20 protein-coding genes are annotated in these 22,069 nt (G+C 46.8%); 9 read left to right on the top strand and 11 right to left on the bottom strand.

What is annotated here, in order from left to right:
- Positions 1-66 precede the first annotated feature (66 nt).
- The 3 genes from HMPREF3022_RS09270 (at position 67) to HMPREF3022_RS09260 (ending at position 3,166) form a co-directional block, all read left to right on the top strand.
- Entirely contained in the window at positions 67-1,923 is a 1,857-nt protein-coding gene (locus tag HMPREF3022_RS09270) for a ribonuclease catalytic domain-containing protein (protein WP_049333055.1), read from the top strand.
- A gap of 135 nt (positions 1,924-2,058) precedes the next feature.
- Positions 2,059-2,286, top strand: coding sequence for an exodeoxyribonuclease VII small subunit (locus HMPREF3022_RS09265; RefSeq protein ID WP_003681131.1), 228 nt, complete (start codon positions 2,059-2,061; stop codon positions 2,284-2,286).
- Positions 2,270-3,166, top strand: a complete 897-nt coding sequence (locus tag HMPREF3022_RS09260) for a polyprenyl synthetase family protein (protein ID WP_049333057.1) — start codon at positions 2,270-2,272, stop codon at positions 3,164-3,166. Before HMPREF3022_RS09265 ends, HMPREF3022_RS09260 begins: the two co-directional genes overlap by 17 nt.
- A gap of 158 nt (positions 3,167-3,324) precedes the next feature.
- Here HMPREF3022_RS09260 and ftsY read toward each other — a convergent pair whose 3' ends face one another.
- Entirely contained in the window at positions 3,325-4,737 is a 1,413-nt protein-coding gene (gene ftsY, locus HMPREF3022_RS09255; RefSeq protein WP_049333059.1) for a signal recognition particle-docking protein FtsY, read from the bottom strand.
- Between the two features lie 145 nt (positions 4,738-4,882).
- Between ftsY and msrAB the strand changes: the two genes are divergently transcribed.
- A complete protein-coding gene (msrAB, locus tag HMPREF3022_RS09250; protein ID WP_049333062.1) occupies positions 4,883-6,451 on the top strand; it encodes a bifunctional peptide-methionine (S)-S-oxide reductase MsrA/peptide-methionine (R)-S-oxide reductase MsrB in 1,569 nt (522 codons plus the stop codon).
- 129 nt (positions 6,452-6,580) lie between these two features.
- Here msrAB and purB read toward each other — a convergent pair whose 3' ends face one another.
- Complete coding sequence (gene purB / locus HMPREF3022_RS09245) at positions 6,581-7,951, bottom strand: adenylosuccinate lyase (RefSeq protein ID WP_049333065.1); 1,371 nt, start codon at positions 7,949-7,951, stop codon at positions 6,581-6,583.
- Between the two features lie 212 nt (positions 7,952-8,163).
- On the opposite strand from purB, the gene HMPREF3022_RS09240 reads away from it, so the two are divergent.
- Entirely contained in the window at positions 8,164-8,604 is a 441-nt protein-coding gene (locus HMPREF3022_RS09240; RefSeq protein ID WP_049333067.1) for a surface-adhesin E family protein, read from the top strand.
- A 377-nt stretch (positions 8,605-8,981) separates the two neighbouring features.
- Here the strand turns inward: HMPREF3022_RS09240 and HMPREF3022_RS09235 are convergent, their stop codons facing one another.
- Positions 8,982-9,551, bottom strand: coding sequence for an L-threonylcarbamoyladenylate synthase (locus HMPREF3022_RS09235; protein WP_049333173.1), 570 nt, complete (start codon positions 9,549-9,551; stop codon positions 8,982-8,984).
- A gap of 72 nt (positions 9,552-9,623) precedes the next feature.
- A complete protein-coding gene (purD, locus tag HMPREF3022_RS09230) occupies positions 9,624-10,895 on the bottom strand; it encodes a phosphoribosylamine--glycine ligase (protein WP_070765524.1) in 1,272 nt (423 codons plus the stop codon).
- Between the two features lie 140 nt (positions 10,896-11,035).
- On the opposite strand from purD, the gene HMPREF3022_RS09225 reads away from it, so the two are divergent.
- Entirely contained in the window at positions 11,036-11,347 is a 312-nt protein-coding gene (locus tag HMPREF3022_RS09225; protein ID WP_003747758.1) for a DUF4298 domain-containing protein, read from the top strand.
- A 54-nt stretch (positions 11,348-11,401) separates the two neighbouring features.
- Here HMPREF3022_RS09225 and HMPREF3022_RS09220 read toward each other — a convergent pair whose 3' ends face one another.
- From HMPREF3022_RS09220 to HMPREF3022_RS09200, 5 genes are all read right to left on the bottom strand, one after another.
- Positions 11,402-12,013 (bottom strand): IMPACT family protein, encoded by a 612-nt coding sequence (locus HMPREF3022_RS09220; RefSeq protein WP_049333071.1) that lies wholly within the window; start codon positions 12,011-12,013, stop codon positions 11,402-11,404.
- A gap of 61 nt (positions 12,014-12,074) precedes the next feature.
- Entirely contained in the window at positions 12,075-13,007 is a 933-nt protein-coding gene (locus tag HMPREF3022_RS09215; protein WP_070765523.1) for an electron transfer flavoprotein subunit alpha/FixB family protein, read from the bottom strand.
- Positions 13,008-13,017: 10 nt separating this feature from the next.
- The gene (locus HMPREF3022_RS09210; RefSeq protein WP_049333075.1) at positions 13,018-13,767 is read right to left on the bottom strand and encodes an electron transfer flavoprotein subunit beta/FixA family protein; all 750 of its coding nucleotides are present in this window, start codon (positions 13,765-13,767) and stop codon (positions 13,018-13,020) included.
- A 184-nt stretch (positions 13,768-13,951) separates the two neighbouring features.
- Entirely contained in the window at positions 13,952-14,920 is a 969-nt protein-coding gene (gene waaC, locus HMPREF3022_RS09205; RefSeq protein WP_070765522.1) for a lipopolysaccharide heptosyltransferase I, read from the bottom strand.
- Between the two features lie 46 nt (positions 14,921-14,966).
- The gene (locus HMPREF3022_RS09200; protein WP_070765521.1) at positions 14,967-15,602 is read right to left on the bottom strand and encodes a nicotinamidase; all 636 of its coding nucleotides are present in this window, start codon (positions 15,600-15,602) and stop codon (positions 14,967-14,969) included.
- 170 nt (positions 15,603-15,772) lie between these two features.
- Here HMPREF3022_RS09200 and tsaA point away from each other — a divergent pair, with 170 nt between their 5' ends.
- Complete coding sequence (gene tsaA / locus HMPREF3022_RS09195) at positions 15,773-16,450, top strand: tRNA (N6-threonylcarbamoyladenosine(37)-N6)-methyltransferase TrmO (protein ID WP_070765520.1); 678 nt, start codon at positions 15,773-15,775, stop codon at positions 16,448-16,450.
- Between the two features lie 177 nt (positions 16,451-16,627).
- Positions 16,628-16,897 (top strand): hypothetical protein, encoded by a 270-nt coding sequence (locus HMPREF3022_RS09190; RefSeq protein WP_049333086.1) that lies wholly within the window; start codon positions 16,628-16,630, stop codon positions 16,895-16,897.
- A 303-nt stretch (positions 16,898-17,200) separates the two neighbouring features.
- On the opposite strand, the gene gap is transcribed toward HMPREF3022_RS09190, so the two are convergent.
- The gene (gap, locus tag HMPREF3022_RS09185; RefSeq protein ID WP_049333089.1) at positions 17,201-18,205 is read right to left on the bottom strand and encodes a type I glyceraldehyde-3-phosphate dehydrogenase; all 1,005 of its coding nucleotides are present in this window, start codon (positions 18,203-18,205) and stop codon (positions 17,201-17,203) included.
- Between the two features lie 650 nt (positions 18,206-18,855).
- Between gap and lpxC the strand changes: the two genes are divergently transcribed.
- A complete protein-coding gene (gene lpxC / locus HMPREF3022_RS09180) occupies positions 18,856-19,770 on the top strand; it encodes a UDP-3-O-acyl-N-acetylglucosamine deacetylase (RefSeq protein ID WP_070765519.1) in 915 nt (304 codons plus the stop codon).
- Between the two features lie 239 nt (positions 19,771-20,009).
- Here lpxC and ggt read toward each other — a convergent pair whose 3' ends face one another.
- Positions 20,010-21,779 (bottom strand): gamma-glutamyltransferase, encoded by a 1,770-nt coding sequence (ggt, locus tag HMPREF3022_RS09175; protein ID WP_049333093.1) that lies wholly within the window; start codon positions 21,777-21,779, stop codon positions 20,010-20,012.
- Positions 21,780-22,069: the final 290 nt, after the last annotated feature.

Below are 22,069 nucleotides of genomic sequence, written 5' to 3'. Positions count from 1 at the left end.
AGACGGCCTTTCTTGTGCAAATCTGCTAAAATCACGCGTTTCCTACAAATCATAAAATCCTAAAAAATGAATATCTTTTACGAAGAGTCCGGCCAATTCAAAGTTGCCTCCATCGTCCAAAAAAACGACGCCACCTACCAAGTCGATACCCAACACGGCAAACGCACCAAAGTGAAGGCAAACAATGTCTTTGCTGAGTTTGACGGCGATATGGCGGCATTTTTGGAGAACGCGCAGGCACAGGCGGCGGATATCGACACCGATTTATTGTGGGAAGTATGCGGCGAAGAGGAGTTTACCGCCGAAGCCATCGCCGAAGAATATTACGGCCACGCGCCGACCAAAACCGAGCTGGCGGCGACTTTGATTGCGCTTTACACCGCGCCGATGTATTTCTACAAAAAAGCCAAAGGCGTGTTCAAAGCCGCGCCCGAAGAAACTTTGAAACAAGCGCTTGCCGCCATCGAACGCAAAAAACAGCAAGACGCGCAAATCGACGCTTGGGCAGAAGCCTTGAAACGCGGCGAGATGCCGTCTGAAATCGCGGCGGATTTGAAAACCATCCTGCACGCGCCCGACAAGCAATCGCTGATCTACAAAGCCTTTACCAAAGCCGCCGACGAGCTGAAAACCTCGGCCTACGAACTGGCGAAAAAAACGGGCGGCATTACGTCCATTCCCCAATACCTGCAAGACGGGTTTGAAATCAAATATTTCCCCAAAGGAACAGGTTTCCCCGACCTTCCGCTTCCCGAAATGCCCGACCTGACCAAGGCCGATGTTACCGCCTTTTCCATTGACGACGAATCGACCACCGAAGTCGATGACGCCTTGAGCCTGACCGACTTGGGCAATGGCATGAAACGCGTCGGTATCCACATCGCTGCGCCGTCGCTTGCCATTAAACAAGGCGACAAAATGGAAAAAAACATCATGGAACGCTTGAGCACGGTTTATTTCCCCGGCGGCAAAATCACCATGCTGCCCGAAAACTGGATTGCCGCGTTCAGCCTTGATGCGGGCGCGTACCGCCCTGCCGTCAGCATTTATTTTGATGTGGACAGCGAGTTCAACGTCGACGCGCCAACCTGCAAAATCGAAGCGGTCAACATCGCCGAAAACCTGCGCATTCAAACCATCGAGCCGCATTTCAACGCCGAAACCGGCTTGGACGAAGCCGGCGAAATGATGTTTGCCCACCATCAAGACCTGATTTGGTTCTATCAATTCGCCATCGCCCTGCAAAAAGCGCGCGGCAAATACGAACCCGACCGTGCGCCGCAATACGATTACAGCATCGAATTGGATGAGGAAGGCAACGTATCCGTCGTCTGCCGCGAACGCGGTTCGCCCATCGATACGCTGGTCAGCGAGATGATGATACTCGCCAACAGCACTTGGGCACAAATGCTGGACGAAAACGAGCTGCCCGGTCTTTTCCGCGTCCAACCGGCAGGCAAAGTGCGCATGAGCACCAAATCCGAACCGCACATCGGCATGGGCGTGCAGCATTACGGCTGGTTCACCTCGCCGCTGCGCCGCGCCGCCGACTACATCAACCAAAAGCAGCTGATCAGCCTGATCGACGACACTGCCGAGCCGCTGTACCAAAACAGCGATGCCGAGCTTTTCGCCGCGCTGCGCGACTTCGATGCCGCCTATACAGCCTACGCCGACTTCCAACGCCAAATGGAAGCCTACTGGAGCCTCGTCTACCTGCAACAGCAAGGAATGAGCGAGCTGACGGCTACCATCCTCAAAGAAGACCTCGTCCGCATTGAAGGCCTGCCGCTGGTAACGCGCGCGACCGGTATTCCGTTTGACGCGCTGCCTAAATCGCAGGCATTGTTCAAAATCACTGAATTGGATGCCGAGAAGCAGTTTATCGCGCTCAACTATCAAAAAGCCGTTTTACCGGGCTGATAACGTTATTCCGTTTGAAAAAAGGCCGTCTGAACAAAGAAACAGAAATCTTTGATTTCGTTTTCACCCCTGTTCAGACGGCCTTCATCATCTAAAAATGCTACAATTCCCCTTTTCTGCTCATCATTTCAAACCATGAAAAAAAACGCCCCCCAATCCTTTGAAGAAGCCTTATCCCGCCTCGAAACCCTGACCCAGGCCATGCAAAGCAGCGAAATGCCGCTGGAAGATGCCCTGGCCGCCTATCAGGAAGGCAACGAATTGGTCAGATACTGCCAAACCAAATTGGCGGAAGTCGAGCAGAAACTGCAAGTCTTGGATGCCGGCGAACTGAAGGAGTTGAACCTTGAACCCGGCGAATGAACTCAAAACATGGCAGCAAAAAGCCCAAGCGCAAACCGAATTGCTGCTGGCGCATTTCTTGCCGTCTGAAAGCCAAGTGCCACATACGCTGCACGAAGCCATGCGTTACGTTACCCTCGGCGGCGGCAAACGGCTGCGCCCGCTCTTGGTACTTGCCGCGTCCGAATTGGGCGAAGCAAACCAAAATGCCGTCGAGCAGGCGATGGCGGCCATTGAAATGGTGCACGTCTATTCGCTGGTTCACGACGATATGCCGGCGATGGACAACGACAGTCTGCGTCGCGGCAAACCGACCTGCCATGTGCAATACGATGAAGCAACCGCCCTTTTGGTCGGCGATGCGCTGCAAACCCAAGCCTTTGATGTATTGAGCCGTCCGACAGGCCTGTCTGCCGAACGCCAGCTTGCCATGTTGTCCACGCTGGCCCAAGCATCGGGCAGCCTCGGCATGGCGGGCGGACAAGCCATCGACCTTGCCAATGTCGGCAAAACCATGAATCAGGCCGAATTGGAACAGATGCACAGCCTCAAAACCGGCGCACTCATCCGCGCGGCAGTCGCCTTAGGCGCACTTTCCTGCCCGGACTTAACACCGGCGCAAATCCAAACCTTAGACCACTACGCCGCCAAATTGGGCCTGGCTTTCCAAGTGATCGACGATGTATTGGACTGCGAAGCCGATACCGCCACATTGGGCAAAACCGCCGGCAAAGACTCGGACAACGACAAACCGACCTACGTCAAACTGATGGGCCTGCAGGCCGCGCGTACTTACGCAGAAACGCTGATTGCAGAAGCCGTTTCCCTGATCGAGCCATTCGGCAGCAAAGCCCTGCGCCTGCGCCAACTGGCAGAGTTTGTTACCGCACGGAAAAACTAAATCTGCAAATAAATAAAGGCCGTCTGAAACCTGATTTTAGGTTTCAGACGGCCTTTTTAACAGCCTGTTTGGCTTTTGTACCAACCGAATGCGAAGCCTTTCAAAATACGGTTCAGAAATCCCCCGCAAACTACGTTTACAAGCCTTAGCCTGTCTGTTTAATCCAATAGGGCATCCACGAACGCTTTGGCATTAAACGGACGCAAATCATCGATGCCTTCGCCCACGCCGATATAGCGGACGGGAACTGGACGGTCAGAGGCAAGGGCAGCAAGGATACCGCCTTTGGCCGTACCGTCGAGCTTGGTGACGATCAGGCCGGTCAGACCCAGCGCTTCGTCAAAGGCTTTCACTTGGTTGACGGCGTTTTGGCCGATATTGGCATCAAGCACGACGATGATTTCATGTGGCGCATCAGGCATGGCTTTTTGCAACACGCGCTTCACTTTTTTGATTTCTTCCATCAAATGAAGCTGCGTCGGCAGACGGCCGGCAGTATCAGCCAGCACGATATCGATCCCGCGCGCTTTCGCGGCTTGGACGGCATCAAAACAAACGGCTGCGGAATCGCCCGTAGTTTGCGAAATCACGGTTACATTGTTGCGTTCGCCCCAAGCCTGAAGCTGCTCACGCGCGGCGGCACGGAAAGTATCGCCTGCCGCCAGCAATACAGATTTACCCTGCGCTTGGAAGTATTTGGCCAGTTTGCCGATAGAAGTGGTTTTGCCTGCGCCGTTGATACCGGCAAGCATAATCACGAAAGGCTCCTTGGTTTCCGGCAAGACCAAAGGCTTCTCCAGAGGCTTAATCAAATCGTACAGCGCATCTTTCAGCGCACCGCGCAATTCGTTGCCGTCTTTGAGGCCTTTGAGGCTGACGCGGTCGCGCACGTCTTTCATCAAGTATTCGGTGGCTTCCATGCCCATATCGCTGGTAATCAGCACGGTTTCCAGCTCTTCGTACAAATCCTCGTCGATTTGTCCGCCACCGAACACGCCGGCCAATGATTTTGCCATTTTGTCGCGTGATTTGGTCAAGCCTTGTTTCAAACGCGCAGCCCAACCGAGCTTGGGTTCTTCTACCGGAGTAGGGGCTTCGGCTGAAGCCTCTGCAACAACTTCTTGAACTTGCTCGACAGTCTCACTAACTGCCTCAACAGCTTCTTTTTTGACTGCTTCGGCCTGTTCCGCTGCTTCCTCAACAGTTTCAGCCGCTTCAGACGGGATTTCGGCAACGGTTTCTTTTACCTGTTCAAGAGCCTCGCTGGTGGTTTCAACAGCCGCTTCTTTTGCCGCTTCAACGTGTTCTTCTACTTTTTCGACTGTTTCAGACGGCGTTTCGGTCAAAGCTTCCCGAACCTGTTCGACGGTTTCGCTGACAGTTTCAACAGCCGATTCAACAACTGATTCAACATGCCCTTTGACGCTTTCTGCTAAAGATTCGGCATCTTCTTTAATATTTTCAACTACTTGAGCAACTTCAGATTCTACTTTTGCTGCGGTTTCCTGAACTTGAGCCTCCTCAGGAGCCGGAGTTTCCTGTTTTTTCTTGCGACGGAAGAAGCTGAACATTAAATTTTCCTTTTAATTTTAGAAACTTGAAATAGGGAGTATTGTAGCGTATTTTACGTGGCAAGGTCGTCTGAAAATCAAGGTTGTCAGGTTTTGGCATTTCCAACGTCTAACGAGAGAAACCATCCATACAGGAAACATAGAGATGAATCCCCGCACATTATTTTCACTTTGCACCAAGTTCGGCTGCCTGCTTGCGCTTGGTGCCTGCTCATCCAAAATGATGGATACCGAAGCCGCAACCATACCGCAGGCTTTGTCCTCGTTGAAAACCCCTGACAACCGCCCTGCCAGTGTTTTTCTGAAAAAAGACAAACCCACCCTGATTAAATTTTGGGCAAGTTGGTGTCCTTTGTGTTTGTCCGAATTGGGACAAACCGAAAAATGGGTGCAAGATGCACAATTCGGTTCTGCCAACCTAATTACCGTTGCCTCGCCCGGTTTTCTACACGAGAAAAAAGACGGCGACTTTCAAAAATGGTATGCCGGTTTGAACTATCCTAAGCTGCCCGTCGTTACCGACAACGGCGGCACCATCGCCCAAAGCCTGAATATCAGTGTTTACCCTTCATGGGCGTTAATCGGTAAAGACGGCGACGTGCAGCGCATCGTCAAAGGCAGTATCAACGAAGCGCAGGCATTGGCTTTAATCCGCGATCCCGATGCCGATTTAGGCCGTCTGAAAAACACATTTTACAAACCTGACACACAGAAAAAGGATTCAGCAATCATGAATACGCGCACTATCTACCTCGCCGGCGGCTGCTTCTGGGGCTTGGAAGCCTATTTCCAACGCATAGACGGCGTGGTTGACGCAGTATCCGGCTACGCCAACGGCAAAACGGAAAACCCAAGCTACGAAGACGTGTCCTACCGCGATACGGGCCATGCCGAAACTGTCAAAGTCACCTACGATGCCGACAAACTCAGCCTAGACGACATCCTGCAATACTATTTCCGCGTTGTTGACCCGACCAGCCTCAACAAACAAGGCAACGACATCGGCACGCAATACCGCAGCGGCGTGTACTACACCGACCCTGCCGAAAAAACCGTCATTGCCGCCGCGCTCAAACGCGAGCAGCAAAAATACCAACAGCCCCTCGTCATCGAAAACGAACCGCTGAAAAACTTCTACGATGCCGAGGAATACCATCAGGACTACCTGATTAAAAACCCCAACGGCTATTGCCACATCGACATACGCAAAGCCGACGAACCGCTGCCGGGCAAAACCAAAGCTGCCCCGCAAGGCAAAGGCTTTGACGCGGCAACGTATAAAAAACCCGGCGATGCCGAACTCAAACGCCTCCTGACCGAAGAGCAATACCAAGTTACTCAAAACAGCGCGACCGAATACGCCTTCAGTCATGAATACGACCACTTGTTCAAACCCGGTATTTATGTGGACATTGTCAGCGGCGAACCCCTGTTCAGCTCTGCCGACAAATTCGATTCCGGCTGCGGCTGGCCGAGCTTTACCCACCCGATTAATGCCGCCGCCGTTACCGAACACGACGATTTCAGCTACAACATGCGCCGCACCGAAGTGCGCAGCCATGCCGCCGACTCGCACTTGGGACACGTCTTCGCCGACGGTCCGAAAGACAAAGGCGGCCTGCGCTATTGCATCAACGGCGCAAGTTTGAAATTCATTCCTTTGGAAGAAATGGACGCTGCCGGCTACGGTGCATTGAAAGACAAAGTGAAATAACGGTTTGAATCGAAAAAGGCCGTCTGAAAGAGATTTCAGACGGCCTTTTTAATTTGTCGAATGTAGAAAGCTGGTTCTTATCTATCAAAAAATCTCAATAACTAAGAAAGTGCGCCCTACAAAAACCTTTTAAATTCGTTTTGCCAACTCTTCGGCTTTACCCACATACAACGCAGGGGTCAGCTCAAGCAATTTGGCTTTGGCTCCTGCCGGAATTTCCAACGATTCGATAAAGAGTCTCAACACTTCAGGCGTAATGCCGTCTTTACCGCGCGTCAGGTCTTTCAGCTTCTCGTAAGGATTAGCCACGCCGTAACGACGCATTACAGTTTGAATAGGCTCGGCCAGCAGCTCCCAAGTAGCGTCCAAATCGGCAGCAAGGGCGGCAGGATTCGGCTCAAGCTTGTTCAGACCGCGCAGATGGGCGGCAAAGCCCAATACGGTATAGCCCACGCCTACGCCCATATTACGCAATACGGTGCTGTCGGTCAGGTCGCGCTGCCAACGGGAAATCGGCAGTTTTTCGGACAAAAAGCCCAATACGGCATTGGCCATACCGAGGTTGCCTTCGGAGTTTTCAAAGTCGATCGGATTGACTTTGTGCGGCATGGTGGAAGAACCGACTTCGCCTGCTTTGACTTTTTGTTTGAAGTAACCCAAAGAAATGTAGCCCCAAACATCGCGGTTGAAGTCGATCAGAATCGTGTTGACACGGCTGATGGCTTGGAAGAATTCCGTCATATAGTCGTGCGGCTCGATTTGAATGGTGTAGGGGTTGAAGGTCAGGCCGAGGCTGATTTCAACAAAGTTGCGGCAATGGGTTTCCCAATCCACATCGGGATAAGCGACCATATGGGCATTGTAGTTGCCGACTGCGCCATTGATTTTGCCGAGGAACTCTTGCGCTTGCAGGTTTTTAAACTGACGTTGCAGGCGGTACACGACATTGGCGATTTCTTTACCCAGTGTGCTTGGTGTAGCAGGCTGGCCATGCGTACGGCTCATCATAGGGACGGCAGCCAACTCATGCGCCATACCGGTCAGTTTTTCGATAATTTCGGCCAGTTTCGGCAGCAAAACAGCCTCACGCGCTTCTTGCAGCATTAAAGCGTGGGACAGGTTGTTGATGTCTTCGCTGGTGCAGGCAAAGTGGATGAACTCGCTGGCAGCAGCCACTTCAGGCACGCCGGAGAAGCGTTCTTTAAGCCAATATTCGATGGCTTTGACGTCGTGATTGGTGGTCGCCTCAATGGCTTTGACGGCGGCGGCATCTTCAAGTGAGAAGTTTTCGATCACTTTGTCAATTTCGGCAAGCGTAAAATCGCTGAAAGCAGGAACTTCTACAATCTTAGGCTCGGCGGCAAGGGCTTTGAGCCAGTTTAATTCAACTTTGACACGCGCACGCATCAGGCCGTATTCGGAGAAAATCGGACGCAATGCTTCAACGGATTTGGCGTAGCGGCCATCTAATGGGGAAAGTGCAGCGATAGGGTTAATCATGTCGGATCTTCCTATGGGATGAAAACCAAATATTGTTTGTAATTATACATGATTTTACACTCCAAGGCCGTCTGAAAGACAGGTTTCAGACGGCCTTTTCAGCGTATTTTTCATAAAATTCTTTTCAGAGGTTCAACTTTGCAAAATCGATTTACGATATATGCCATCTTCACGGATAATATCGGCTGACTTTCTGTAAATAATGAGGTTTTATGAATATCAAACGTTTTTCCCTAGTTGCAACCGCATTTGCGGCTTTGGTGTTGAGTGCCTGTGAAACAACCACCACGTCGAGCGGCGGTGGCAGCTGGACCAATATCGGCACCATCTCTGAAGGCAATATCAAAGTTGCCATTGATAGAAGCAGCATTAAAAGAAATGGCGCACTGGTTACTTTCCGCGATAAAAAAACCGTTTCCAAACTGAAAGAGGAACGTTTCGTCAACACGCCTGCCTATAAAACGGCCATCGGCAGCTGGGAAATTCATTGCTCAAACAAAACCTATCGTCTGGCAGCGCTGCAACTGATGGACGAACACGGCCGGGTAATTTCCAACCAAAGCTATACGCCGACCAGCATCCGCCCAATGAGCGTCATGAGCGGTACGATTACTGAAAAACAATACGAAACAGTGTGCGGACATAAGCTTTAATCCATACTTATTCACAAAGTTATCCACAGTTTAAATATTTAAAAGGCCGTCTGAATGCTTTGAATATCAAGTTTCAGACGGCCTTTTTATGTTTTGATGGAAATTTATCTTCCAATTTATCCACAAAATTTGTTTATTCAAAAATAATTTATTACAGCGATTCATTTACGCTCAAAGTTTGCTTCATTCTTTGCAAGAGCATTTCACAAAATACTGCTTTATACTCTATTTACTATCTGCTTAATTGATCTGTACTTACAGACTGCTATACATCAAACTGGATCTGCGTTAAATACTTTTCACACAAGTATCCCAATCTTTTTGAAAATATTTGCTTCTCCAAATAAATACCTTTCCTTTGATGATATAGCCCTTCGTTAACGCAGCCTTGCCCCTGTTTCTCCGTCAATAATCTGGCTAGGCGTTTTCTGCTTACCTATCAATCCGCCTACAACCCAGACTTTCCTGCCAAACTGTCTTCTGACTTCCCTTTCCGTTTTGCACGCCCGTTTTCCTGCGCGATTGCATGAAGTAGAGACTAAAGGCATTTCCAAAACCTGACACAAACGTCTTGCACCTGCGTGCGCAGGAACCCTGACAGCTAATTTACTGCGTCTTTTTCCCCGCAATGAGGGCAATACTTTTTTGCCGGCCGGCAATAAAAAAGTTTTCGGAGCAGGCCATGCTTCATGCAGCATGGTTTGGATATTTTCAGACGGCCTTTGCAGCAAAGGTTGCAACTGTTCCAAGCTATGGCCAATGACAATCATGCCTTTGTGTTGCGGTCGTTTTTTCAGATGAATCAGTTGATTGAGTGCTTTGGGCAAAGTAGGGATACAGCCCAAGCCATAGCAAGACTCGGTAGGATAGGCGACCAAACCGCCTTTTTTAAGATGCGCCTGCAACCTGCGTTGGGCTACAGCCGATAAAATTCTGGGGAACATCATCATAATACCAAGGCCGTCTGAAACTGCGATTGACGGTCAATCTGTATTCAGACGGCCTGTTTCTATTCATTATCAACGGTTGATGGCTTTATCGGCAATGTCTTTACGGTATTGCATACCGTCAAAACGGATTGTTTCCAATGCCTCATAAGCCTTGCTTTTAGCTTGTGCAACATCATCGCCCAAACCGACTACACACAACACACGGCCGCCGTTGGTTACAACTTCGCCTTTTTCATTCGTTGCAGTACCGGCATGGAAAACTTTACCGATTTGATTGGCCTTATCCAAGCCGAAGATCACATCGCCTTTTTTCGGAGAGTCAGGATAGTTTTGTGCAGCCAACACCACGCCTACTGCAGTCTGCGGATTCCATTCGGCAGTAACACTATCCAGTTTGCCGTCGATTGCCGCTTCAACCAAGGCCACCAAATCGCTATCCAAACGGCTCATAATCGGCTGGGTTTCAGGGTCGCCGAAACGGCAGTTGAATTCGATGGTATAAGGCGCACCGGTTTTATCAATCATCAAGCCTGCATATAAAAAGCCGGTAAATTCATGACCTTCTGCTTTCATACCGGCCACGGTCGGCAAAATAATTTCATTCATTGCGCGCTCGTACACATCAGGCGTTACCACCGGAGCAGGGCTGTATGCGCCCATACCGCCGGTATTAGGGCCTTTGTCGTCATCCAGAAGGCGTTTATGGTCTTGACTGGTTGCCATCGGTAAAACATGATTGCCGTCCACCATAACGATAAAGCTCGCTTCCTCGCCTTGCAGGAAATCTTCAATTACAACACGCGCGCCTGCATTGCCCATTTTATTGCCCAACAACATATCGTCAATAGCGGCATGGGCTTCATCCAAAGTTATGGCGACAATCACGCCTTTACCGGCAGCCAAACCATCTGCCTTAATAACAATCGGCGCACCTTTTTGATTGACGTAATCATGTGCCGCATCGGCATTTTCAAAGGTTTGGTATTGCGCGGTTGGAATCTTATATTTTGCCATAAATGCTTTAGCAAAATCTTTTGAACTCTCCAACTGAGCCGCGTATTGAGTCGGGCCAAAAATCTTCAATCCGGCAGCACGGAAGTCATTCACCACACCCGCAGCCAAAGGCGCTTCAGGGCCGACTACGGTAAAGGCAATATTTTCATTACGGCAAAAATCAATCAAATCTTGATGCGCCGTTAATGCGATATTCTGCAGTTTAGGCTCAATTGCCGTTCCGGCATTACCAGGTGCAACAAAGACAATTTCTACTTTAGACGACTGCGCCAATTTCCAAGCCAGTGCGTGTTCACGTCCACCATTACCAATAACGAGCAATTTCATACCATCTCCTTGAAGAATAGATGTTGTAAATAAAATTTAATCGATGGAATATTGTTCCATCTTGCATAGCTGTTTCAAATTAAGAATAATATTGCACCAAGACAACCATACTCTAATTTCAAACAACGAAAGGACAAATCATGCAAAAACGTATTGACGAAATTCAAAGCAAATACCGCGAATGGTGCGAATTACTGCCGCAACTGGAAGCAGATATCGCCCGCTGGAAACATGCTGCAAGCCTCATGCAAGACATGGATGACTTCTATACCAACGAATACCAAGCATGCCATCAAGCCATTGAAGAAGGGGCAGATGTTGATTTGCGTACACAGGGCGAATACAGCATTATGAGCGAAGATGCCCTATGGAACGCACTGGGGGAATTTCATCAACTGGCTTGGGAACACTTGCGCTCAAGCGTAAATGCTTTAGACAGATACCAAGGCTAAAACATCAAAGGCCGTCTGAAACTTTTGATTTCTCAAATATGTTCAGACGGCCTTTTATTCAAACGGCTTCTCAGTATCTACTTCAATTTGGCGCGTATTTTTCCAAGCAGCAATACAGGCTTCATAATCGGCCAACGCTATTTTCACTGTCAACTTACAATCCAACTGCAAATCCTGTTCCACAATATCGGCCTGATATTGTTTGGCAATCCGTATAGCCTCATTCAAAACAGGATATTCACACTTCAACCAAACTGTCTTTTCGACGTTCTTTTCAACAACTTCAGCTATCGCCAATGCCTGAGCTGTCGATTCCTTATAAGCATGAATCAAACCGGGAACACCCAATAGCGTACCACCAAAATAGCGTACAACCACAACCAACACATCCGTTACGCCGACAGAATCAATTTGCCCCAAAATAGGGCGGCCCGCGCTTCCGGACGGTTCTCCATCATCGTTTGCGCGAAACTGCATTCCATCCACACCCAATCGATAGGCGTAACACCAATGTCGTGCCTTGTGATGCTCTTCCTTTAATGGGTCGAGATATTTCTTCACATCGGCCAAAGTGCGGATCGGATAGGCGTATGCAATGAAGCGACTGCCTTTATCTTTAAATTCAGCCTGTGTCGGTGTGGTAATGGTTTTATAGGTCGTAATCATGCCAAAATATTTTCAGACGGCCTTTGTTATAAAAGGCCGTCTGAACGTTTCACGTGAAACATCAGTTTTTCAGTGCTTCAGTCAATTGAGGCACAACTTCAAACAAATCACCAACCAAGCCGTAATCTGCTACATTGAAAATCGGAGCATCGGCATCTTTGTTGATGGCAACAATCACTTTACTGTCCTGCATACCGGCAACGTGTTGGATAGCTCCAGAAATACCGATAGCAAAGTACAGTTGCGGCGCAACTACTTTACCGGTTTGTCCGACTTGGGCATCGTTTGGCGCATACTCGGCATCCACTGCCGCACGGGAAGCACCAATCGCCGCACCCAAAACATCCGCTAAAGGAGTCAACACTTCATTGAATTTTTCAGTACTGCCCAATGCACGGCCACCGGAAACAATCACTTTTGCCTGAGTCAATTCAGGACGGTCAGACTGGGAAAGTTGACGGTTTACGAAACGGCTCAGGTTTTGAGCAGGCGTTGACTCAACATTGACCACTTCTGCATTACCGCCTTGTCCGGCAGCATCAAATGCGGTTGCACGGAAAGTCAGCACCAGTTTCTCAGAATTGGATTGAACGGTTTCAAAAGCATTACCAGCATAAATTGGACGGACAAATGTCGAGTTATCCACAACTTCGGTTAAATCCGAAACTTGTGGCACATCCAACAGAGCAGCTACTCGGGGCAACAGATTTTTACCAAACGCAGTTGCAGTCGCAGCCACATAGCGGTAGTCCGCAGCCAGTTTAACAACCAAAGGCGCTAATTCTTCTGCCAAACCTTCAGCGTAATAGGGTGCATCGGCTACCAAAACTTTCGCTACGCCTGCAACCTGTTTCGCCTCTTCAACCACCGCAGCAGCATTGCTGCCGGCAACCACTAAATCTACATTACCCAATTTGGCGGCAGCCGTTACCGCATGCAAAGTGGCAGGATTCAAATGTTGGTTATTATGTTCCGCAATAATCAATACGCTCATTTCATACTCCTTAGATCACTTTGGCTTCGTTTTTCAGCTTTTCAACCAACTCGGCAACATCAGCCACTTTCACACCAGCTTGACGTGCTTTAGGTTCGGCAAATTTCACGGTATTCAAACGCGGAGAAATATCCACAGCCAAATCGGCAGGACTTAATTTTTCCAAAGGCTTTTTCTTTGCCGCCATGATATTAGGAAGTTTGACAAAGCGTGGTTCGTTCAAACGCAAATCTGCACTGATGACTGCAGGCAGTTTCAATGCAACAGTCTCTTCACCACCGTCAATTTCACGGGTTACCAATGCTTCTTCACCTTCAATTTGCACTTTTGATGCAAAAGTACCTTGAGCCGCATTCAACAAGGCCGCCAACATTTGGGCAACTTGGTTGGCGTCATCGTCAATTGCCTGTTTGCCCAGCAGTAAAATTTGCGGATTTTCTTTATCTGCAATAGCTTTCAGCAATTTCGCAACGACCAAAGGCTCCAACTTCGCATCAGTCTCAACATGAACCGCACGGTCGGCACCCATCGCCAAAGCTGTACGCAACGTCTCTTCGCATTTTTTCTCGCCAAGAGAAACAGCAACAATCTCGCTTACTTTTCCGGCTTCTTTCAAACGGACAGCTTCTTCTACCGCGATTTCATCAAACGGGTTCATCGACATTTTGACATTACCGATATCCACATCGGAACCATCGGCTTTCACACGAACTTTGACGTTGTAGTCCACTACGCGCTTTACTGCGACCAGTGCTTTCATTCAATTCTCCTAAAAAGAATGCCCATCAAATCAAGCATACTGCTTTTGATACATTCTTTATATAAAATCCAATTCGGTTTTCACCAATATGATAAAACCAAATTTGTATAAATCTTGGCAAATAGAGCGGAATTATATCATTTCTAAAGCATTTACTCAGAAAATAAATCCAACTCTCCAGCAATTATTTACTATATGCTGCAACACAATCCATCAAGGTTTGATAAACCTCGTCAACATTGGGAATTTGAGCAATACCGCCTAAATTTTTTGCATAAGCCGAAACTTGAACGCCGGTTTTGGCCGGATCTGTATCTGTATAAATTCCTACAACAGGCTTTTCCAACGCATTGGCAAGATGCAGCAACCCGGTATCTACGCCAATAATACCCTCTGCGTTTTTCAATAAAAATGCAGCCTGTAATAAATTCATTTTGTCGCAAACCGAAGCAAACGGTAAATCGCTTGAAATCTGCTCCGCACGCATTTTTTCGGTTTCATTTCCCCATGGCAGATACACATTACAGTGTTGCTTTTCATTCAACTTTTTCAATAGTGCACGCCAGTGTTCTACCGGCCATAATTTACTGTCTCGACTGGTTGCATGCAAAGCAACGTAATAAGGGGATTGCACATTTTTCAGACGGCCTGATTCAGGAACCGACAAACCAAATACCTGCGTCTCAGACATTGTATAACCAAATGCTTGGGCGAATAATTCACGGTTTCGCCAGACCGCATTTTTGCCTTTCGGCACGGCAAACGCTTTACTGTATGCAAGGGCAGCCAAACTTTCACGCGCGCTGTGTTTATCCAAACCGTAAATAGGGGATTTCGCCATTTTGGCAAAGCATGCGCTTTTAATCAGTCCTTGACTATCTAAAATAAAATCAAAAGATTCAGCCTGTAAATCCGTTTTCAGACGGCCTATTTCACGCCATGTTTCAGCCTGAAAAAGGTGTTTGCGCCACTGCCGCCATTTCATTACATGAACCTTTTTGACAAAAGGATGTAAGCGGGCAATATCTGCAAACCCTGCCTCACACAGCCAATGGAGCTCTACCTCAGGACATTGTCGCGCCAAATCTTCAACTGCGGGCAACGTATGAATTAAATCGCCCATACTGGACAAGCGGACAAGTAAAATCTTCATATTTTGGAAAATGTTTCACGTGAAACAATAGAATTTCAAATATAATTTATTGATTATTAATGTATTCTTTTATTTTTTCGGCGTTTTCTAAAATAACAGCCCCGGCAGAATGCATTTCACGCCATGCAGATTCAACCGTTTCCGGAGCAATGCCGCGACAAGCCGCCTGATTGACGATGACTTTCCAAGCCCCGCCTTTAAGCAACTGTAAAACCGTTGTCTTCACACAATAATCCGTTGCCAAACCGCCGACAATAACTGTATCTGCATTTTGACAGCGCAACCATTCGATCAAACCTGTACTGAGCTTTTCTTCAATATCGTGAAAACATGCGCCGTAAGGATGCAACTCAGGATCAACGCCTTTCCAAACGCAATAATCGTATTCCTTGGCTGAAGGCAGGCCATCCAACAACTCATAGCCATATGTTCCAACCATCGCATGCGATACCCAAGTCAAATCCGCATCGGGTAAACCCGTCGGTTTCAACATATCAACAGGATTATCCACAAGCCATTTTGCCGCAGCATGATGCGCATCTTTCGTCATCACACGCAAATCCGCCAATGCAGCTTGGGCATTGAGTTCATCCGCAATCAGATGACCTTCGGCAACGGGCAATTCTTTCGGGCACAAAGGCGTAAACGTTTTTTGTGCATCTACATCGATAGAAACAATCATGGATTAATATGACCTATTGATTTTATTTTATATTATTCGAATTAAGCATTTATTGCCAATGTACGGACATTTGGAATAAATTCTTTGTATTATAACAAATTACTACCGCAAAATGTGGGAAAACATCTGTGATATGATGACAGTTTGCACAGAATATTTATCCACAAATTATGTCCTATTCGATTACGCCTATTGCAACCGTTCATTCCCCCTACAAACAAAAATTCGGCATTGCCCGCCAACCCGGTTTGGTTCCTGCGGCAGAAATTTGCATTGAACTCACTCCTGAATTTACCGCTGACAGCGTTCGGGGCTTGGAAGATTTCGACTATGTGTGGATAAATTTTATTTTCCACGGCGTATTGGATGAAGGTTGGGCGCAAATGGTGCGTCCGCCACGGCTTGGAGGCAAACAAAAAATGGGCGTATTTGCCACGCGCAGCCCGCACCGCCCCAACCATCTCGGTTTATCCCTGCTGAAACTCAAACGAATCGAAACAGGCAAACCTGTCCGCATCTATTGCAGCGGTGCAGACCTATTGGACGGTACCCCGGTAGTGGATATCAAACCCTACATCCCCTTTGTCGAATCCAAACCTGACGCATCATCAGGCTTTGTCAGTGGTAAACCTGAAGAATTGAGTGTAGTCTGGGCAGAAAGTACGCTTGCAGAACATTTATCCACAGAAGAAAAACATCTCATTGAGCAAAGCATTGCTCAAGATCCCCGCCCTGCCTATCAAGATATTCCCGAACGGGTTTATGTAATGAATATTGCAGATTATGAAGTCAGATTTCAAATTAAGGAAAACTGTGCAATAATTATTGAAATAAATAATATTATTTAAAGTTTATATACTAATTTATAATAAATTTTGGATTTTTTAAAAATCAAGTAGATTAAAACTCATTATTAATATATAATTATGCATGTTTCATCAAACACTTGTTTTTTTGATAAACTTTGATTTAAAATTTTAAAATATAAACTATGCCTTATATACTAAGCGAAAGGAAAATTAAATATGGATTTAATTAAATTTGTTTTATTAATGACGTCTTCTGTAATTTTAGCAGGGTGCGGAGGTCCAAAACAAGAGTTTATAGAACAATGTACTATTGGAGGAGCTAATAAATCCACATGTTCATGTATCTATGATGCACTTGAAACCAAATATGGAGAAAACTACATGGAGGAAGCGGTCCAAAATAATAATGTACAAAAAGCTTTTGCAATACTTAATGACGAAGAAAATGTAAATCTGATTCGATCTTGTGCAATTAAGAACCAATGAGGTAATTATGGGAAAATTCTTTGTCTATTTTTATATTGGCGGCATATTTGGCCAGTTTATTTATTTGAATTTTTTTCATTCAATTTTAAAACACGCAAATATGCCATTTAATATAGGTCGAAGCCTTCTCTGGCTTTTCAGTATTGATTTAACACCATGGTGGGTTTGGTTATGCGCAATTATTATAGGATGCTTAATTACAGCATATAAAAGTGAATAATTTGGATAATAAATAAAAGTCGTCTGAAAAAACTAGATTTAGTTTTTTCAGACGACTTTTAAATTCTAATTACCCTGAAGCTTTTAGATTTTACTAGCAAAGAACTCCAAGGTACGAACCAATTGGCAAGTGTAAGACATTTCATTGTCGTACCAAGCAACGGTTTTCACCAATTGTTTGTCGCCAACAGTCATTACGCGGGTTTGAGTCGCATCGAAGAGTGAGCCGTACTCGATACCGATGACGTCGGAAGATACGATTTGATCTTCAGTGTAGCCTAAAGCATCGTTGGCAGCAGCTTTCATGGCTGCATTGATTTCTTCTTTGGTAACAGGACGTTCAAGAATAGAAACCAGTTCAGTCAAAGAGCCGGTAGCAACAGGAACACGTTGGGCAGAACCATCAAGTTTGCCGTTCAATTCAGGGATAACCAAGCCGATGGCTTTCGCGGCACCGGTGCTGTTCGGTACGATATTCAAGGCAGCAGCACGGGCGCGGCGGAAGTCGCCTTTGCGGTGTGGCGCGTCAAGGGTGTTTTGGTCGCCGGTATAAGCGTGGATGGTAGTCATCAGGCCTTCAACAATACCGAATTCTTTTTGCAATACTGCAGCCATAGGGGCCAAACAGTTAGTCGTACAAGAAGCGGCTGAGATAACAGTTTCGCTGCCGTCCAAAATATCTTGGTTTACGCCGTATACAACGGTTTTAACATCATTGCCGCCAGGGGCAGAAATCACAACTTTGCGCGCACCGGCACGGATATGAGCTTCTGCTTTGGTTTTATTGGTAAAGAAACCGGTACATTCGAGGACGACGTCCACACCCAGCTCGCCCCAAGGCAATTCTTCAGGATTAGGATTGGCAAATACTTTGATTTCTTTGCCGTTCACAACAATCGCATCATCTTTCAATTCGGCAGAGCCTTCAAAGCGGCCTTGAGTACTGTCGTATTTAAAGAGGTGCAACAGCATATCGGCAGGAGTCAAGTCGTTAACAGCAACGACTTCGATACCTTGGGCTTTTTCAATTTGACGCAATGCCAGACGACCGATGCGGCCAAAACCATTAATCGCTACTTTAATACTCATTTTGCTACTCCTATTAGATGGAATGGGAAAAATTTTTCAGTAAGGCCATTGTATCCTGAAATAAAATTACTTTCTAGGATTTCAGATGATTACTTTTAAGTTGTTTGATTTAAATAAAGAAAACATGAAATTCTTGTTTGTAGGAAAATATCAAGTAAATCGAATCAGACTTAGCTTTTGATATTTTATTTCATAAAAACCATTTTCCAATCTTAAAAGTTTCATAAGTTTATGGAAATCATAAACTTAGTTCTATTTCCTCCGTATTTTGCCATTTTTGTGTTGATCATTCAGTGTTTTCTTCAAATCATAATATTTTAATTTTTAAAATGATGATTTTAATGAAGAACCAAACTATCTGTGGATAACGGGATAACCTTCTTTAAAACCAATTTGATAATTCCTTTTTATCTTTGAGGCCAACCCCAACTGAATGCCGGAATAAAAAAGGATAGAATCTTAATTTCCCTATTTATCTGTGGATAAAACCCAAATTACCCACTTCAATTTCACATGCTATTGTGGATAATTTAAATCTAGAAGTTTCTCTCGCAAAACATCCATATTGGCAAATACTATTAAAAATGATGGCTTGTTTTTTCCTTTTTAACGTATCATTTGCCCATCAGACTTTTTAAAAGGAAGCAATTATGCTGCAACGGACTTTAGCCAAATCAGTAAGCGTTACCGGCGTCGGCCTGCATTCGGGCGAAAGGGTCGCTCTGACTTTGCATCCTGCCGAAGAAAACAGCGGTATTTCGTTCCGCCGTACTGATTTAAGTGGGGAAATGGGCGAAGTAATCAAATTAAATCCTTATTTGATCAACGATACCCGCCTCTCTTCAACCATCGTTACCGATAAAGGCGTGCGCATCGGTACGATTGAACACATTATGTCGGCACTGTCTGCCTACGGCATCGACAATGCCTTGATTGAATTGAACGCGCCTGAAATTCCGATTATGGACGGCTCCAGCCTGCCGTTTATTTACCTTTTACAAGATGCAGGCGTGGTTGATCAAAAAGCCCAAAAACGTTTTTTAAAAATCCTCAAACCCGTTGAAATCAAAGAAACCGGAAAATGGGTACGCTTTACGCCTTATGACGGCTTTAAAGTTACTTTAACCATCGAATTTGACCATCCTGTATTCAATCGCAGCGCACCTACTTTCGAAATTGATTTTGCAGGAAAATCCTATATCGATGAGATTGCCCGCGCCCGTACCTTCGGCTTTATGCACGAAGTAGAAATGATGCGCGCCCACAATCTCGGACTAGGCGGCAATTTGAATAACGCCATCGTGATTGACGACATGGACGTTTTGAATCCGGAAGGTTTGCGTTATCCCGATGAATTTGTCCGCCACAAAATTCTCGATGCCATCGGCGATTTGTACATTGTCGGCCATCCGATTATCGGCGCATTTGAAGGTTACAAATCAGGACATACCATCAATAATGCGCTGTTGCGTGCCGTTTTGGCAGATGAAAGCGCTTACGAATGGGTTGAGTTTGCCGATGATGAAGACTTGCCTAGTGCTTTTCACGAGCTGCCGGCAGCCTGATAGAAAATAGACAAAACAGTCCAATAAAAAGGCTGTCTGAAAGGTTCAGACGGCCTAAATCATGTCGTTTTTCCACAAGTAATTATCCACATATTCATCCCTTTTATCTTATTGAAAAATAAAAATATTAAAATTTAACGTTATTCTTATACACATCTTATCCATATATTTTCCCAAACTAAAAAGGCCGTCTGAACAACTAGGTTTCAGACGGCCTTTTTCATGTCAAACCGACAATATCAATCACCCATGACCTTGCCTTCACGGCGCGGGTCGGCGCCGCCAAGCAAACCGTCTTTGCCGATCACAATGCCTTGTACGCCGGAATTCAAATCGCGGATTTGGACTTTGTAGCCCAATTTTTCCAATGCAACCGCTTTATCCGCCGCTGCCGTTTTATCCTCGATTTCATACTGGCTGCCGCGATTGAGCATATTCGGCAGTGAAATTGCCGTCTGAATGTCCATACCCCAGTCGATATGCGCCACCAACGTTTTAGCAACGAAACCGATAATGCGGCTGCCACCCGGCGAACCGACCGCCATATAAGGTTTTCCGTCTTTCATCACAATGGTCGGCGCCATCGAAGAACGCGGACGTTTTCCACCGGCAACGCTGTTGGCCACCGTTTTACCATCCTCTCCAACAGGGTTGAAGGCAAAATCGGTTAATTCGTTGTTGAGCAGATAGCCGTTTGCCATCAGCCCTGAACCGAACGCGTTTTCAATCGAAGTCGTCATCGACACGACGTTGCCGTCTTTATCCACAACCACCAAATGGCTGGTGGACGGCAGCTCGACCGCCATACCCTGCGCGTATGCTTTGCCAAACTTGCCTGCCTGAATAGTTTCCAATGCCTTGTCAGCCTTGCGGATTTCTTCGGCACGCGGTTTCAAATAAGCCTGAGAAATCATGGCACGGGTCGGAACGTTTACAAACGCAGGATCGCCGACATAATAATCACGGTCGGCAAACGCAATCCGCGACGCATCGCCTATCCAGCGCCAACTGTGGATATTTTCCGCGCCCAACGCCTTCATATCCTGATTTTGCAATACGCCCAAAATCTGCCCCAAAGCGATTGCGCCCGAACTTGGCGCGCCCATGCCGCAAACTTCATATTCACGATACGGCGCGCAAACCGGTTCACGCTCGATAACGCGGTAGTTTTTCAAATCCGCCATGCTGATTTTGCCGGGATTATCCACAGCACCGGTAACGGAACGAACAATATTCTGCGCCTGCATTCCCTGGTAAAACGGCGCGCTGCCTTTTTCCGCCAACAGGCGTACGGAACGCGCAAATTCAGGGTTTTTCAACACCATTCCCGCAGCCAAAGGTTTGCCGTCAGGCAGGAAGTAAGCGGCGGTTTGCGGATAACGTTGCAAGGGTTCCAAATTTTGCTCGATGGATTTCGCCATACGCGGAGAAACAGCAAAACCTTGTTCCGCCAAAGTAATCGGTTTCTCAAACAAACTTGCCCACGGTAATTTGCCGTAACGCTTGTGGACATCTTCGAGCAGCTTTGGAATCCCCGGCACACCGACCGAACGGCCGCCGACCACTGCTTTCATAAAGCCCATCGGTTTGCCGTTTTCATCCAAAAAAAGCGCCGGCGTTGCCGCTTTCGGCGCCGTTTCACGGGCATCAAACGTCGTCAGTTTTTTCGCCTTATTGTCCCAATACACCAGAAACGCGCCGCCGCCCAAACCGGAAGACTGCGGTTCGGTCAGACCTAAGGTCGTCTGCATGGCAATCATTGCATCTATCGCGCTGCCGCCGCGTTTCAAAATTTCATATCCCGCCTCGGTTGCCAACGGATTGGCAGATGCTGCCATATAATGCTTGGCGCGGATCAATTTCTGCTCGGTCAGCCCCGTCCCTTGTTCCGGCGCATGGTTATCCACAGATACGGAGGGTAGGGTAGCTTGAGGTTTCAGAACCGGCTGTTGCGCACAAGCGGCCAAAATCAAAACGGATAACAGTTTAATACTAAAGGAAAACTTCATATGCACACCCTTATTGAAATATTTTCAGACGACCTTTTCCCAACTTAAACAAAAGGAAATATGAAAATAGCTTGAAATAAAAAACCATTTGACTATTTCTCTAGTCAATCAGTTCCGATTGGAGAAGTATAAAACAAGCTAAGATTGTGTACAGGCAAAAAGTTACCCACAGAATGGAGCAGCAGGAAAATTTTATCCACATCTGCAAACAAGGCTGACCTTACTTTATCCTTATCAAAAAATATCAGCTAAGTATTTGAAAAAATTTTGTAATCAAAGTTATCAACAAG

It is taken from the genome of Neisseria sp. HMSC065C04, assembly GCF_001815375.1.
Classification (GTDB): Bacteria; Pseudomonadota; Gammaproteobacteria; order Burkholderiales; family Neisseriaceae; genus Neisseria; species Neisseria flavescens_D.
This window is presented reverse-complemented; position numbering and strand designations above follow the sequence as displayed.

Bases quoted from the DNA above. Each gene is read 5' to 3' on its own strand.
- gap (WP_049333089.1), bottom strand. From the start codon at position 18,205: ATGAGTATTAAAGTAGCGATTAATGGTTTTGGCCGCATCGGTCGTCTG.
- HMPREF3022_RS09190 (WP_049333086.1), top strand. From the start codon at position 16,628: ATGGATTTAATTAAATTTGTTTTATTAATGACGTCTTCTGTAATTTTA.
- HMPREF3022_RS09200 (WP_070765521.1), bottom strand. From the start codon at position 15,602: ATGATTGTTTCTATCGATGTAGATGCACAAAAAACGTTTACGCCTTTG.
- HMPREF3022_RS09225 (WP_003747758.1), top strand. From the start codon at position 11,036: ATGCAAAAACGTATTGACGAAATTCAAAGCAAATACCGCGAATGGTGC.
- purD (WP_070765524.1), bottom strand. From the start codon at position 10,895: ATGAAATTGCTCGTTATTGGTAATGGTGGACGTGAACACGCACTGGCT.
- HMPREF3022_RS09210 (WP_049333075.1), bottom strand. From the start codon at position 13,767: ATGAAAGCACTGGTCGCAGTAAAGCGCGTAGTGGACTACAACGTCAAA.
- ftsY (WP_049333059.1), bottom strand. From the start codon at position 4,737: ATGTTCAGCTTCTTCCGTCGCAAGAAAAAACAGGAAACTCCGGCTCCT.
- ggt (WP_049333093.1), bottom strand. From the start codon at position 21,779: ATGAAGTTTTCCTTTAGTATTAAACTGTTATCCGTTTTGATTTTGGCC.
- purB (WP_049333065.1), bottom strand. From the start codon at position 7,951: ATGATTAACCCTATCGCTGCACTTTCCCCATTAGATGGCCGCTACGCC.
- tsaA (WP_070765520.1), top strand. From the start codon at position 15,773: ATGTCCTATTCGATTACGCCTATTGCAACCGTTCATTCCCCCTACAAA.
- HMPREF3022_RS09240 (WP_049333067.1), top strand. From the start codon at position 8,164: ATGAATATCAAACGTTTTTCCCTAGTTGCAACCGCATTTGCGGCTTTG.
- HMPREF3022_RS09235 (WP_049333173.1), bottom strand. From the start codon at position 9,551: ATGATGTTCCCCAGAATTTTATCGGCTGTAGCCCAACGCAGGTTGCAG.
- waaC (WP_070765522.1), bottom strand. From the start codon at position 14,920: ATGAAGATTTTACTTGTCCGCTTGTCCAGTATGGGCGATTTAATTCAT.
- HMPREF3022_RS09220 (WP_049333071.1), bottom strand. From the start codon at position 12,013: ATGATTACGACCTATAAAACCATTACCACACCGACACAGGCTGAATTT.
- HMPREF3022_RS09270 (WP_049333055.1), top strand. From the start codon at position 67: ATGAATATCTTTTACGAAGAGTCCGGCCAATTCAAAGTTGCCTCCATC.
- HMPREF3022_RS09215 (WP_070765523.1), bottom strand. From the start codon at position 13,007: ATGAGCGTATTGATTATTGCGGAACATAATAACCAACATTTGAATCCT.
- lpxC (WP_070765519.1), top strand. From the start codon at position 18,856: ATGCTGCAACGGACTTTAGCCAAATCAGTAAGCGTTACCGGCGTCGGC.
- msrAB (WP_049333062.1), top strand. From the start codon at position 4,883: ATGAATCCCCGCACATTATTTTCACTTTGCACCAAGTTCGGCTGCCTG.
- HMPREF3022_RS09265 (WP_003681131.1), top strand. From the start codon at position 2,059: ATGAAAAAAAACGCCCCCCAATCCTTTGAAGAAGCCTTATCCCGCCTC.